The sequence below is a fragment of the uncultured Treponema sp. genome, from assembly GCF_946187725.1.
Classification (GTDB): Bacteria; Spirochaetota; Spirochaetia; order Treponematales; family Treponemataceae; genus Treponema_D.
On the sequence record NZ_CAMHSK010000017.1, the window covers coordinates 21,449 to 35,050 of the forward strand.

Consider the following 13,602-nt stretch of genomic DNA (forward strand, 5'->3'; position numbering starts at 1 on the left):
TTTTTTGAAAAAAACGAAATTAATAGAGAAAAAATGGGGATACGCCCTGAATCTTGGCACGAAACTTGCTATGTATTTCATGTAAACGCTTTATTTTTCAGGAGTTTTGATATGAAATACGACGACGAGACAATTACCGCATATATGAAAGATTTGAGCCGTATTCCGCTTTTGACGGCTGAAGAAGAGAAGGAACTTGCAATAAAAGCAGCTGCCGGTTCGCGTTCGGCAAGAAATAAGCTTGTAAATGCGAATCTTCGTTTCGTAATTGCTATTGCAAAGACATATCAGAACAGAGGCTTTGAACTTGCAGATTTAATCAGCGAGGGAAACATTGGCTTGATGACGGCTGTTGACCACTTTGATGTGTCAAAAGGATACAAATTCATTTCTTACGCTGTGTGGTGGATTCGTCAGAGCATCCAGAAAGCACTCAGCGACAGAAGCCGTCCAATCCGCCTCCCGATGAACAAGGTTAACGATTTGTATCAGATTGAAAAAGCCCGCTCTCTTGTTGAAAATGACAAGGCCGAAGAAGATCAGGTAAAGGAAATCGCCAAGATTTTGGGAATGAAAGATTCTTATGTACGCGATTTGCTCAATTTCAACCGCGATATGATTAGCCTTGATGCTCCGGTCGATAGTACAAAGAGCGAGGCTGTATTTGGAGATACTTTCAAGGATGAGATTAATCCAAGTCCTGAGCAGAGCGTTATCAGTGCCGCCCTCAAAAGCGATGTTGATGATGCCCTCAAGACACTTAAACCAAAGGCAGAGCGTGTTATCCGAATGCGCTATGGCTTAAATGGTTACAAACCGATGTCTTTGAAGGAAATCGGAGATAAATGCGGTTTGACTAAAGAAAGAATCCGTCAGATTGAAATCAGTGCCGTTCAGACATTGCGTTCACCGTCTCGCAAACGACGGCTTGAAGCATATGTCGCATAAATCAAACTCTTAATAGAATGACTGTCGAGTTTTAATTAACTGTCAGCATAAAAAAGGGGTGCTACCAGAAAAGAACTGGGCACCCCTTTTTATATCGTAGTTTCGTTTATTTTACGCTGAAAAGAAGGTCGGCGTAGCTTGGAACTGGCCATTCGCTTGCCGGAACAAACTCTTCAAGAGCATCTACTGCCGCACGCAAAGTTCCCATTACAGAGAAGATTTCGTTTCGGTAGAAGAGAGCGTTCTTTTCTGCTCCTTCGACTGAACCAGCTTTCTCTACATTGCCTTCAAGTTTCTGAACCTCAGCGTAGATTTTTGCTGTGAGAGCGCTGACCTTTTTGAGAGCGTCTGTCTCGTAAGAATCTTCTGCACCAAGAGCCTTTTTGACCGTAACTGAATCAGCAAGGAATTTTGCGTATTTTGCACCTGCCGGGAGATAAAGTTTTTTGGTCATATCAATCATTGTGAGCGCTTCAATGTTGAGAATCTTTGAGTAGTGCTCGTAGTGAATCTCATTTCGGCTCTCAAGTTCGACCTTTGAGTAAACTCCGTGCTTCTCGAAGAGTGTGACATTCTTTTCATCGAGAGTGTGCTGCAAAGCTTCTGGAGTTGATTTGAGGTTGTAAAGTCCGCGTTTTTCAGCTTCTTTAACCCATGCGTCATCGTAGCCGTTTCCGTTGAAAATGATGCGCTTGTGTTCTTTGATTGTCTTGAGAATTAGCTTGTGCAAATCGCCCTTGAAGTCAGATGATTTTTCAAGTTCATCGGCAAACTGAGCCAATTCCTCTGCAACTGCTGTATTAAGGAAGACATTTGCACATGCGACAGATTCGCTTGAACCGAGCATACGGAACTCGAATTTGTTTCCAGTGAATGCGAATGGTGAAGTGCGGTTTCGGTCTGTTGTATCCTTGCTGAATTCAGGAAGAACAGTAACACCAATCTGCATCTTTTCTTTTTCGTGGCTGCCGTAAGGTTTTCCCTGTTCCAGGCAGTCAAGGATTTGAGAAAGCTCGTCGCCAAGGAACATTGAAACGATTGCTGGAGGTGCCTCATTGGCTCCCAAACGATGATCGTTTCCAGCTGAAGCAACTGAAATACGGAGCAAGTCCTGATACTCGTCCACAGCCTTAATTACAGCGCACAAGAATAGGAGAAATTGTGCGTTGCTTTCAGGTGTGGCACCGGGATCAAGAAGGTTCTTTCCAGTGTTTGTGGAAATGGACCAGTTATTATGTTTACCGCTTCCGTTTACGCCAGCAAATGGCTTTTCGTGAAGCAAACATACCATGTCATGTCGTGCCGCAACTTTCTTCATCACTTCCATAGTAAGCTGATTGTGGTCACAGGCGATGTTTGTCGTCGTGAAAATTGGGGCAAGCTCGTGCTGTGCCGGGGCAACCTCGTTGTGTTCAGTTTTTGCAAGAATTCCCAGCTTCCAGAGCTCTTCGTTCAAATCTTTCATGAATGCCTGAACTCGTGGTTTAATCATACCGAAGTAGTGGTCTTCAAGTTCCTGACCTTTTGGAGATTTTGCACCAAAAAGAGTGCGGCCTGTAAAAATCAAATCTTCGCGTTTTTCCCAAACATTTTTATCGACAAGGAAGTATTCCTGCTCAGGACCGACAGTTGTTTTTACAGAGGTTACATCCGGATTTCCGAAAAGATGAAGGACTCGGACAGCCTGCTTTGAAATTGCCTGCATTGAGCGGAGGAGCGGAGTTTTTTTGTCCAAAGCTTCGCCAGTGTAAGAACAGAATGCCGTCGGAATGCACAAAACGCCGTCTTTAATGAAAGCGTAGGAAGTCGGATCCCATGCAGTGTAGCCTCGTGCTTCAAAAGTTGCACGCAAACCGCCGCTTGGGAAAGAAGAAGCGTCAGGCTCGCCCTGAACAAGCTCTTTTCCGCTGAATTCCATTATGACTTTGCCTTCGCTTGAAGGTGTAATGAAAGAATCGTGTTTTTCGGCAGTTGTGCCAGTGAGCGGCTGGAACCAGTGAGTGAAATGTGTGGCCCCCTTTTCGATTGCCCAGTCTTTCATTGCGTTTGCAACAACATTTGCAACAGTTGGGGCAAGTTTTTCGCCGTCTTCGATAGTCTTCATCAGCTGCTTGAAAGTTTCTTTAGGCAGCCGTGCTTTCATAATCGTCTCGTTAAAGACATTTTCACCAAAAATTGATGTTACAGAATCCATTTTTTTCTCCTATTTTTTTCTAGTAGCAAAAAAAACGGCGATGATATCAGACATTCTGCGCATAAATGCCCGACATCATCGCCGTGTAATAAAAAAGGTCGCAAGAACTGAATCCTGCGACCTCATTGCCGTTTGTTGTTTTATTTATATCGTGTTGAAAAATTTTTGTCAATCCTGTTTGCAGGAAATTCCTTTGCAATTTCTTCTAAAAGAATCTTCCGCAGCTTGTTTTGGTGAGTTCACTCACTTCCTTTCATTATGCGCACGGCTAAAATAGTTGAAAATAAAAAACTAAGGGAATTCTTATGAAAAAGTTCACAAGATTTTTATCAGCACTGATTGCATTTTTGCGGTCGGTTTGGTTACGGTATCGCTCGCTGCATGTAGCACCGACGATGATTCTGACAGCGGAAGCGACGTAACATCACAGAAAGTTACAAACTGCAGTATTGAAATCAAAACTGCCTGCATCCGTTGGCACAGACCCATTTAACGGTACATCATGGAAATACACTAAGTGGGGTGAGGTCATGAAAGTCACCTTCAACAATGGTGTTATGGAAGTCTCAAAGTCTAATAAAAAAGATGCGACTTACTACTACTCTTACGATGCAACAAACAAACGCCTGTATTATATCTTCCGCACAAAGTGGGATTATGGAAAAGAATACACAAGCGTTGAAGTTTATGCAAAAAAAGATGATAAATCACTTCTTAACTTTGCTGGATGCACTGCTGATTATGTTGAAGCACGTGGAAAATGGCAGACAATCTGGTTTGAGCAGGTTAATTCTATTTCTTACCAAGAGACTGAATCAGGAATTACAATCGAGCCTTACTTCAATGGAAACACCTTGACTTGTACAGCTGTCGTTTACAACAAATCTGTAACAGGTACATTTACAGTTAAGTTTATCAGCTTCCCCGAAGTTTATCCATCACTCAACCTCACTGATTTCGTGCTTGGTGAGTTTTCCCTGCTTTGCATGCTCCAGAGATGTTCTGAGCCGTTTTTGGTTTTCTTCGCTCCAGAATGGATCAGCCTTAATCTCAAACGGAATACGGTTTTCGCGCAGGCAAGCGTTCATAAACATATTTACAGCAGCAGTTACAGTGATTCCAATTGATTCGCAAAACCCCTCAAAAGAATATTTTCGTTCATCGTTCGTTCTAATGCTCATTGTAGCCATACAAACACCTCCAAAATATGTAATATTCAATTACAATGTAACACAGTATATTGCATGTGTCAAATTCGGCTTGCATAGCTTCACTAATCTCCCCCGCAAATTTCGGTGCGTAAAACTCACTATCTTTATACCCGCGCGCTCCTTAAAATATATGCAAGATTAATAAATTTTGTAGGAGTTTTAAAAATGAAAAAACTTATCAAAACTTTGGCAGTGCTCGCAGCGGTTGCAGCACTTGGATTCGGATTTACTTCTTGCGGTGCAGATGATGATGACGGGGGAAGCGGAAGCTATGGACCGAAGATGTACAAAAGCACAGAAGAGTTCCAGCCATCAAACCTTAAAGTCGAGCAGATTGAAGGAACAAACTTTGTAAAAATCAGTTTTGATATCCCGACTAAAAAAAGTATTGATTTTTCTTTCCAGTTTGCAACTGATGCGGAAAAATTGAAGGGAGAATATGCATCTGTTGAGTATTATTCTTACGGAAATGAAAACAAACAGGTCATTGTGAATGATTTTAGCGACACAGAGTCTAAAACTTTGTATTGCAGAATTGACGCACAAGGAATGATTACAACAGATGGAAAAAGTGGTGTAGGCCAGTACGCTTTTTGCGTATCTGAAGCATTCCAGTTTACTCCGGTTCGAACAACTCCAAACGATTTGAAAATTGAGGCAAAAGAAAAAAGCATCAACTCTTTTGATTATTCATTTTATGATGTAGGAGCTTCAAAGTATTATTTCAAATGGAATTCGTCAAATGATTTTGATACAGCGCAAGAGGTCTATAACTATGCAGAGCGTTCAAATTCAGATCCACTGAAATTTGTAGCTAACACAAAAGATTATGCAGGTAGAATTAACTATCCTAGTATCTATCATGGCGATGCATTGGAAAAAGCTTATATCTGGCTGGTATGTGAATACAAAGGAGCAAACTATTATACACCAATAACAATGCATACTGACCCTATCGAAGTTACCTGGAGCAAGTAGTTTATAAACTGGCGGGCAATTCCGCCGCTGCGTAAAGCAAGCAGACCGCCATGCAATTTGTCTGTATGGCGGTTGTTTTTTATGAATTCGTACAAAATCAAGATTATGTGATATAATTCAAACCAAGAGGTGAATCATGCCGAAAGCGTTAATGGACTTTATGGGTTTCAAATTCTTTTTTTGGTCAAATGAAGAAAAGCGAATGCACATTCATGTCTGCAAAGGCAATCCTCGGGAAAATGCGACGAAGTTTTGGGTTACGCCTGATGAAATTACTCTTGCATACAATGACGGCACGATTTCGGAACAAGACTTGAATAAAATCAAAAAATACATTTATGCAAACCGCGAGACAATAATCACTCGCTGGGTAAGATATTTTGGTGTCTAATTTAAAGGAGGCTTATTATGGGAATTTACTACAGCACAGTTGATGATATAGTTCTTACTTTCTCCAAAATCCGCAAAAACGGCATTTTTGAAGAGATTGACTTCCGTTTTGAGCGTCCGAATGATAAGGGCGGATTTGATTTTGCCGAGGGCAAGCTTCCGAACAACAGATTTAGCAAAACCTATGGTTTCTCCGAAGACGAGCTTATGGATTTGGAAAATTACATAAAAAACAATGCCTTCTTGATTTGGGAAATTGCACGGGAAGCAGCGTAAAATGTTCTCTCTTCATCTTCCAGTCGCCTTCTCAATTCTACTTTTCAACATAAGCCTCAAAATGTATAGTTAAACAAGCAGCGGGGGTATGGGTGTTAAGTATAATTCAGCATCTGTAAGCTATGAAAAAATTCCTTCCGCTGATTATTCTTTCCGTTCTTCTCACATGTTTATGTTCGCATAACAAACTCGCCCTGCTCGCCGAAAACATTCCAGACAACGAAATGGCGGCAAAAATCATCTCGGTTCAGAACAAAAACATCGAGGACATCCGAAAGCTCTGCTACAACCTCACGCCGCCCGCAATCACCGGGAGCAACATTATTTCCTCGCTCACAATTCTGGGGCAGAAAATCTTTGACACCGCTCACACTGGCTTTGAATTCAAGGTCGTGTGCGAGCCGAATGTTAATTTTACAGAGAAAAACGCTGACGAGCTGATGAATATCTATCGAATCGTTCAGGAAGCACTTCAGAATATCGAAAACCACGCAAAAGCAAGCGAAACGACGTTATTGTTTAAGGAAAAGGCCGGAACCCTCAAAATCATCATCACTGACGATGGCTGCGGCACCAGAATTACAGTGGAGATTTAAAATGAGCAAAACCTTCTATTTGATAGACGACCATGAACTTTTACGGATTGGCACGGTCTCTTACATCGAAAAGAATTCGGAATGAAAAAGCGTCGGCTGCTCTGTAACAATCAGCCAGACTTTCGAGGATTTTGAAGATTTCGCAAATGAAGGCAAGCTTCCTGACATCATCATCTCTGAACTCAATTTTTACGGCGAAGGCACAGGCTTTGACTTTGTGAAAAAGCTTCACGAACTCTACCCTCAGCAGAAAATTATCGTGTATTCAATGTTCTTTGCCCCTGGAATCGTCGAAAATGCAATTCAATACGGAGCAAACGGTTATATTTCAAAAAATGCCAGTTCTGACGAGCTGCTTTTGTGCATGGAAAAAGTGCTTCAGGGCGAGCAGTACATCGAGAACGAGTTTGTTCCGATTTTAGAGAAATTCAATTCCTTCACCGATGCGCTCACCAAGCGCGAAAAAGAAATGATGAACCTGATTTTAGAGCGTCACACAAATGAAGAGATTGCGAAAATCCTTGGAATCAAAAAGAGTGCCGTTGAAAATTATGTCTCCAGAATTTACGAAAAAACTGATGTGAAAGACCGACTGGAACTTATTGAACGATTCGGTTAAAAATCATCGGACTGCCTTAGCGATTTCTTATAAAAAATTCTTTCACAATTCATTTGACCTGTGCTATAATTATACTTCAATGGATGTTTGTGAAAATCAGCTTGCTATCGTTGAAAAATTCGTAAGCGGCTGCAATAGTAATATCTGTTATCTTTCTACTTCAAAGTTTCTCTCAAATGATATTGCTTCTTGTTTAAGCAAAAATTTTACTGTTATTGACCTGCTTTATGATTTTTCTCCATTTAAGCCTTTCCTGTCCATCCTTTCGCAAAAAAATCCAGATGAAGCTCTTGTAAAAAAAACAGCCTATTCAATTCAGTTTGAATCATTTCTATCATATTTTAAGCAGGGCTACGCGGCAGAACGATACGACATTCCTCTTGATAATGAATTTGTTTACGAAATGAACCGTTTCATTCAGACAATCTGTGATTTAATGGAAAGCCTGAACGAAACAAATTACCTCATTCTTAATGCGCAAACTCTTCGAAAAGGCTCGCTGAATCTTATCGGTGAACTTGAAGAGCGTGAATCTCGCCTAAAAGGCAAATTGGTTTTCTGTTTTGCGGCCGATGATTCAATCGAACAATCTACTGAAGTTTCAGAATTTATTGAGCGCAACAGCAACAAGCGTAATTTCCTCTATTTAAAAGAAAAACTTAGTGATGATGCCGATAAGGCACTTGCTGATGAATCGTTTGAGGAGTGTGCAAAAAAGGTTTTTGTTGATTACGATTCGATTTTTAAGGCACTGCGCAACAACCGTATTTTCATGGCTCATGAACAGCTTATGCTCATTTCATCATGGGTCGAAAAGAATCTTCAGATTTTCAGGTTTTCTGCAGAAGAGCGCCGTCTTGTTTTATTTGAACTCGCGCTTGCATATTATGCCTGTCTTCAATACGACAAGGCAATTCTTCACTTTAATGATGTCCTTGAAGATTCACCAAAAGACAAACTGGCAGAGGCCTCACTTTATTATCTCGTGACCATCTTCTTCTATAAAAAGTCCGGGGATTTTGCAAAGCGTTACGCAAATCAGCTTCAGGATTTCTTCAAGCACGATAAATCTTCTCCGTATTATGCGCTGTATCAGATGACGGAATTTCAGTTCGCATTCCGTTCTGATTTAAAAGGAAGCACCAAAAAGTATTATCAGGTCATGAAGCTTCTGGAAAAGCGCGGCTTCATAAACAATTACATCTCCACAGGTCTTTCGATTCCATGGTCTCTGATTAATGACAGCTCAAACCGTTCTTTTATTGACGGCAATATCGATAAATGTTATGCACTCGCCAAACAGGTTGATAATCAGCATCTTGTTTCAAAGGCGGCTCACTGGAAGGGCATCATTCATTCGCATTATGGTGAAGGCGACGAGGCGATGAAGTGGTATCACGAGTGCAACCGAATTCGTACGCAAATCGGTGAAATCGGGCCAATCATGAACATCCGTAACGGTCTTTCTTATGAGTCAACCATGCGTACAAAGTACGAGGATGCCTACAATCTCGTCAATGAAGTCATCAAAAATCTCTACAACATGAGCGATTATTCTACGGTTATCGATACGCTCAAAAACATATCATACGCTCTTTTCTATTCGCGGCATTTTGCTCAGGCCGATGCGATTTTTACGCGAATTCTGCACTATCTGCATCTTTTTGACATGGAAGAGTGCGCCAACAACTCATTCCTGCCTTCTGTCAATGATATGCTTATCTTCAAGTCTGTCATTGAACTCGATGAAAATGACTATATTCATGCCAGAATCAACTATAACAGCATCGTTCAGGGAACTGGCGACATAACTTCTGAAGACAAGCCGCTTCTCTATCTGGTGCGTGCGGCCCTGCTTATCGAAGACAACAATCTAAAAGAAGCACTTTTGAGCATGGATGATTGTATCGAAAGCTTTAAGGCGATCCAAAGCGATCAGAGCCACAAAATCTGTTTTGCCAGGTGTGAATTCGCGGTCATCCTTGAACGAAATGGCTATAAAAAAGAAGCCGAAAAGTATCTTTCAGAAGCATACGAGCTTGCAAAGTCAAAGAATTTCGAATATTACACAAAGGGCAAGTCAAAAATCACTGTGAGCGATTACCTTGGCAGCATCAAGGAATTTCACCCGCTCAATATCGACCTGCTTTTCCTTGACGAAAAGGCAGATAGGGAAGTTCTGCTTACTCAGCTGCACAAACGCATTCACGATTATCAGTTCCTTAACAAAATAAAGGCAACCAATTTAAGCGATCCAAATTTAACACAATACATCAAAAACTCCACCACGGCCATTTTTGAATATTCGCTTGCTGAAGCAATCTGTATCTGTGAATATAAAAATAACTGCTATGAAACGGTTTATTCAATGTCGCGTGGTGAATCATTTTCGCTCAGCTCAGACGACTGGTGGGAACTGTTTGCACAAAATGCAAATCAAACTTTCTCGCAGCTTTCTTACGACAAAAACAAAAATCTCTACTTTGCGAACATTTCTCAGTTCGATTACCGGTTTGGCCTTGTAATCCTGCCGACCAAAAATAATCTTTTGAATCCTGACGAAATAAACACCCTCAACATTGCGATTTCAAACATTCAGGCACAGGTCATCATCTTTAAGCAGAACGAAAACCTTCGCTTCCTTTCAACGACTGACCAGCTTTCGCTTTTGAACAACAGGCACGCACTCCAGCAGTACATTGCGGATGAAAGCGACAAAATTCGCCGTTACAGGCAGCGAAAAAGTGCAAACATTCAGATTTCAGTTGCGTTCATCGATTTGGACAACTTCAAGTATTATAACGACACTTTTGGTCATTCTGCAGGCGATTTGTTCATTGCCTGTTTTGCGAAGTTGCTCAAACAGACCTGCCGCCATATTGATTTTATAGCACGCTTCGGTGGCGATGAATTCGTTATCGTCATGGTTGACACTTCCTTTGAAGATGCGCTTCATGTCAATCATCGATTAAAAGAAAATCTCAAAAAGGCAGAATTTTTCATTCCCGACTTAAAAGAGCATCTTGGTGATAAAAATCTTCAAATTCCAGAAAACAAATATCTCGGTTTCAGTATGGGAATCTGTACAAATTTTGATGATGATGATTTTGAAAATCTGGATGCAGTTCTCAAAAAAGCTGACCAGGCACTCTATTATTCAAAAGAGCATCACAAAGGCGAACCTTCCGTCTGGAAGGAAATCTCAAAAGAAATCGACCTCGAAAAATAACATCACATCCTCAATTTCTGCATTCATTGACCAAGGCCTTTTAAAAAGATATAATTAATTCTCGAAAATTGAACAAGGGCGTTCATTCGATTGGGAATTCTGTTTCCTAATGGGATGAACGCCTTTTTTTGTGATTTAAGGTGAATAAAAATGAGTAGAGCATATCTTATCCTTGCAGACGGAACAGTTTTTGAGGGAGAATCAATGGGAATTGAAGGCAGCGTGATTGGCGAAACGGTATTTACAACCGGCATGACTGGCTACCTCGAAACCCTCACCGATCCAAGCTATTTTGGTCAGATTGTAACGCAGACATTCCCGCTGATTGGAAACTATGGAACCATAAAAGAAGATTACGAAAGCAGGAAGAGCTGGGTGCGTGGCTACATAGTCCGTGAATTGTGTGAAAAACCGTCAAATTTCCGCTGCGAAGGCGATTTGGATTCATTCCTTAAAGAGCAGAAAATCATCGGTATCAAAGGAATCGACACAAGGCGGCTCACAAAAATCCTGCGTGAAGCCGGTGTCATGAACGGAATGATTGTAAGCGGCCCGGAAAGCGAAAAGCTGAAAACCACCGGCGGAAAACTGATACCAGAAGCTTCTATTCTAGAGAAAATTCGCTCATATAAAATCGAAAATGCCGTCGAGAGCGTGCAGCAAGTTGAAAACGGAAAGTTGAAAACGGAAAGTTTTGAGGGCGGTCCGGCTTCGCCGTCGGGTGTTCCGCCCTTCGCTAACGCTCATAGCCTAACGGCTACTTCGGGGCTACATACCCTACCGCATGAAAACGAAGCAACTTCCCAGCTTTCCACTCTCCACTCTCCACTTTTCGTTTGCCTGTATGATTTTGGTGCAAAGGCGAATATTCAGCGGGAACTTGAAAAGCGTGGTTGTTCTGTGACGGTCGTTCCTTATAACACAAGCGCAGAAGAAGTGATTGCTCTTTCGCCAGACGGAATAATGCTTTCAAATGGACCGGGAGATCCTGCTGAGAATGTTGGCATCATTGAAGAAATCAAAAAGTTGTGCGAATACGGAAAAATCCCGATTTTTGGCATTTGCCTTGGTCATCAGATGCTTGCGCTCGCACGGGGAGCAAAAACCAGCAAATTGAAGTACGGCCATCGTGGTGGCAATCAGCCTGTTAAAGACTTGCAGACTGGCCGTGTTTTTATTTCCAGCCAGAACCACGGATATGCGGTCGAAAATGATTCGCTTCCGCCGTACGCAGAACTTCGCTTTATAAACACAAATGACAATACTTGCGAAGGAATCAAATACACCGACATTCCAGCTTTTAGCGTACAGTTCCATCCGGAAGCCTGTTCCGGCCCTCACGACACAAATTATCTGTTCGATATGTTCATTGATATGATGAAAAAGTAAGAAAAGGGCTGATGTCGAGTTTGTTTGACAGAAATATCAGTCATCCTCTAATGAATCTTCCGTTTTTATATGTCCTTGTTGATGTCTACAAGGCTTGTGTTTTCTAGTGTGAAATCGCTTGCGAGACAGTCTGCAAGGGCGTTTGCCGTGTCCATTGAGGTGAGACAGTCGATGTCATGCTCAACGGCAAGTCGGCGGAGTTTTACGCTTTCGGCGACCGGATCACGGCCTTTTGCTGATGTTGAGACTACATAAACGACTTTCCCACTTTCAAGCAGAGTCATAACATTGTCGTGGAAATTTTCGTGAACTTTGGCCACATGAGTGACTTCCATTCCTGAGCGTTCGATTGTGTCTGCGTTTCCGCTCGTTGCATAAAGATGGAAACCTAGGTCGTAGAATTTGCGTGCAAGCGCGGGCAGTTCCGGTAAATCCGAAGCCCTGACTGAAAGCAGAATTCCGCATGGAGCCGCATCTCCCTTTGGACGAATGAATTTCATCCCCGCTGCGGCCATTCCCTTGAAAATTGCTTCTTCTCGTGTTTTTGCGATTCCAAGGACTTCACCAGTGCTTTTCATTTCGGGGCCAAGATGCGTGTCTACATCCATGAGTTTTTCGAAACTGAAAACAGGAACTTTTACGGCAAAATAAGGTGGCTTTCGGTATAAACCTGTGCCGTATCCCATGGTGCTGACTTTTTCACCGAGCATTGCCCTGGTTGCGAGTTCAATCATTGGAACGCCGGTAACTTTTGAAAGGTAAGGAACGGTGCGGCTCGAACGCGGGTTTGCTTCTATTATATAGAGGTCATTTTCGTAAATCAGATACTGAATGTTGACCAGACCTTTTGTTCCGAGCGCGAGTGCCAAATCCCTGGACTGCTTTATAATTTTCTCTTCGATTGAAGGCTCGAATGTGCCAGGGTATACGGCAATTGAATCACCAGAGTGAATGCCTGTTCGCTCAATATGCTCCATGATTCCAGGAATCAGAACATCTTTGCCGTCGCAGATACAATCGACTTCAAGTTCTTTTCCTTCCATATATTTGTCAATCAGAACAGGATTTTCGATTCCCTGACGAAGGATGATTTTCATGTATTCTTTGACATCTGCATTGTTGCGCGCGACAATCATGTTTTGACCGCCCAGAACATAACTTGGACGCATCAGAACCGGGTAGGTTATTTTGGCTGCGGCTTCGAGGGCTTCAACTTCGGTAAAAACCGTGAGTCCTTTTGGTCTTTTGATGTTGAGGCGGTCGCAGAGTTCTTCAAAGCGTTCGCGGTCTTCGGCAAGGTCAATTGCATCCGCGCTTGTTCCAAGAATCTTGATGCCCTGTTCGTCAAGAAATTTTGCAAGTTTGATTGCAGTTCCGCCGCCAAATGCCACGACTACGCCAAGCGGTTTTTCGACTTCAAGAACATTCATTACATCGGCGGGAGTGAGCGGTTCAAAATAGAGCCTGTCTGCCGTGTCAAAGTCTGTTGAAACTGTTTCGGGGTTATTGTTTACAATTGCGACATCATATCCAAGCTTTTTGAGTGACCATACGCATTGAACGCTCGCATAGTCAAATTCGATTCCCTGTCCGATTCGGATTGGACCTGAGCCAAGAACAACAATCGTACCTTTGGAACTTGCCATCATTTTCTCCAAAAAAAAACAGCGACCCCATAAAACTGAGGTCGCCTTTGACTAAATTACTATAGCGTTTTTGGCGTTTTTTGGGAAGTGGATTTCTGTCTGATAAAATTCGTTTGTAAAATTTGA

Annotated in this window: 11 protein-coding genes; 8 read left to right on the plus strand and 3 right to left on the minus strand. The window is 42.1% G+C overall.

The window, feature by feature from the left end; genetic code table 11:
- Positions 1-111 precede the first annotated feature (111 nt).
- Complete coding sequence (locus Q0Q74_RS07980; protein WP_294429832.1) at positions 112-948, plus strand: RNA polymerase sigma factor RpoD/SigA; 837 nt, start codon at positions 112-114, stop codon at positions 946-948.
- 106 nt (positions 949-1,054) lie between these two features.
- Here Q0Q74_RS07980 and Q0Q74_RS07985 read toward each other — a convergent pair whose 3' ends face one another.
- Together Q0Q74_RS07985 and Q0Q74_RS07990 are read right to left on the minus strand one after the other, a co-directional pair.
- Positions 1,055-3,142 carry a glutamine synthetase III gene (locus Q0Q74_RS07985; RefSeq protein WP_294429833.1) on the minus strand — a complete coding sequence of 696 codons (2,088 nt, stop codon included), beginning with the start codon at positions 3,140-3,142 and terminating at the stop codon, positions 1,055-1,057.
- 938 nt (positions 3,143-4,080) lie between these two features.
- Positions 4,081-4,332, minus strand: coding sequence for a type II toxin-antitoxin system RelB/DinJ family antitoxin (locus Q0Q74_RS07990; protein ID WP_367268335.1), 252 nt, complete (start codon positions 4,330-4,332; stop codon positions 4,081-4,083).
- 186 nt (positions 4,333-4,518) lie between these two features.
- Here Q0Q74_RS07990 and Q0Q74_RS07995 point away from each other — a divergent pair, with 186 nt between their 5' ends.
- From Q0Q74_RS07995 to Q0Q74_RS08030, 7 genes are all read left to right on the plus strand, one after another.
- A complete protein-coding gene (locus Q0Q74_RS07995; RefSeq protein ID WP_294429834.1) occupies positions 4,519-5,331 on the plus strand; it encodes a hypothetical protein in 813 nt (270 codons plus the stop codon).
- A gap of 136 nt (positions 5,332-5,467) precedes the next feature.
- Positions 5,468-5,722 carry a DUF4160 domain-containing protein gene (locus Q0Q74_RS08000; protein ID WP_294429835.1) on the plus strand — a complete coding sequence of 85 codons (255 nt, stop codon included), beginning with the start codon at positions 5,468-5,470 and terminating at the stop codon, positions 5,720-5,722.
- A 17-nt stretch (positions 5,723-5,739) separates the two neighbouring features.
- Positions 5,740-5,997, plus strand: coding sequence for a hypothetical protein (locus Q0Q74_RS08005; RefSeq protein ID WP_294429837.1), 258 nt, complete (start codon positions 5,740-5,742; stop codon positions 5,995-5,997).
- Positions 5,998-6,119: 122 nt separating this feature from the next.
- Positions 6,120-6,593 (plus strand): hypothetical protein, encoded by a 474-nt coding sequence (locus tag Q0Q74_RS08010; RefSeq protein ID WP_294429838.1) that lies wholly within the window; start codon positions 6,120-6,122, stop codon positions 6,591-6,593.
- A 109-nt stretch (positions 6,594-6,702) separates the two neighbouring features.
- On the plus strand, positions 6,703-7,212 hold the full coding sequence (locus Q0Q74_RS08020; RefSeq protein ID WP_367268336.1) for a LuxR C-terminal-related transcriptional regulator: 510 nt from the start codon (positions 6,703-6,705) through the stop codon (positions 7,210-7,212).
- 79 nt (positions 7,213-7,291) lie between these two features.
- A complete protein-coding gene (locus tag Q0Q74_RS08025) occupies positions 7,292-10,441 on the plus strand; it encodes a GGDEF domain-containing protein (protein WP_294429840.1) in 3,150 nt (1,049 codons plus the stop codon).
- A gap of 150 nt (positions 10,442-10,591) precedes the next feature.
- Positions 10,592-11,830: a carbamoyl phosphate synthase small subunit gene (locus Q0Q74_RS08030; protein ID WP_294429841.1), complete on the plus strand. Its 1,239-nt coding sequence runs from the start codon at positions 10,592-10,594 to the stop codon at positions 11,828-11,830.
- Between the two features lie 65 nt (positions 11,831-11,895).
- Here Q0Q74_RS08030 and carB read toward each other — a convergent pair whose 3' ends face one another.
- The gene (gene carB / locus Q0Q74_RS08035; protein WP_294429842.1) at positions 11,896-13,476 is read right to left on the minus strand and encodes a carbamoyl-phosphate synthase large subunit; all 1,581 of its coding nucleotides are present in this window, start codon (positions 13,474-13,476) and stop codon (positions 11,896-11,898) included.
- Positions 13,477-13,602: the final 126 nt, after the last annotated feature.

Excerpts from the sequence above, each read along its gene's own strand:
- Q0Q74_RS08030 (WP_294429841.1), top strand. The coding sequence starts at position 10,592 with ATGAGTAGAGCATATCTTATCCTTGCAGACGGAACAGTTTTTGAGGGA.
- Q0Q74_RS07980 (WP_294429832.1), top strand. The coding sequence starts at position 112 with ATGAAATACGACGACGAGACAATTACCGCATATATGAAAGATTTGAGC.
- Q0Q74_RS07985 (WP_294429833.1), bottom strand. The coding sequence starts at position 3,142 with ATGGATTCTGTAACATCAATTTTTGGTGAAAATGTCTTTAACGAGACG.
- Q0Q74_RS08005 (WP_294429837.1), top strand. The coding sequence starts at position 5,740 with ATGGGAATTTACTACAGCACAGTTGATGATATAGTTCTTACTTTCTCC.
- Q0Q74_RS08025 (WP_294429840.1), top strand. The coding sequence starts at position 7,292 with ATGGATGTTTGTGAAAATCAGCTTGCTATCGTTGAAAAATTCGTAAGC.
- carB (WP_294429842.1), bottom strand. The coding sequence starts at position 13,476 with ATGGCAAGTTCCAAAGGTACGATTGTTGTTCTTGGCTCAGGTCCAATC.
- Q0Q74_RS08000 (WP_294429835.1), top strand. The coding sequence starts at position 5,468 with ATGCCGAAAGCGTTAATGGACTTTATGGGTTTCAAATTCTTTTTTTGG.
- Q0Q74_RS08010 (WP_294429838.1), top strand. The coding sequence starts at position 6,120 with ATGAAAAAATTCCTTCCGCTGATTATTCTTTCCGTTCTTCTCACATGT.
- Q0Q74_RS07990 (WP_367268335.1), bottom strand. The coding sequence starts at position 4,332 with ATGGCTACAATGAGCATTAGAACGAACGATGAACGAAAATATTCTTTT.
- Q0Q74_RS07995 (WP_294429834.1), top strand. The coding sequence starts at position 4,519 with ATGAAAAAACTTATCAAAACTTTGGCAGTGCTCGCAGCGGTTGCAGCA.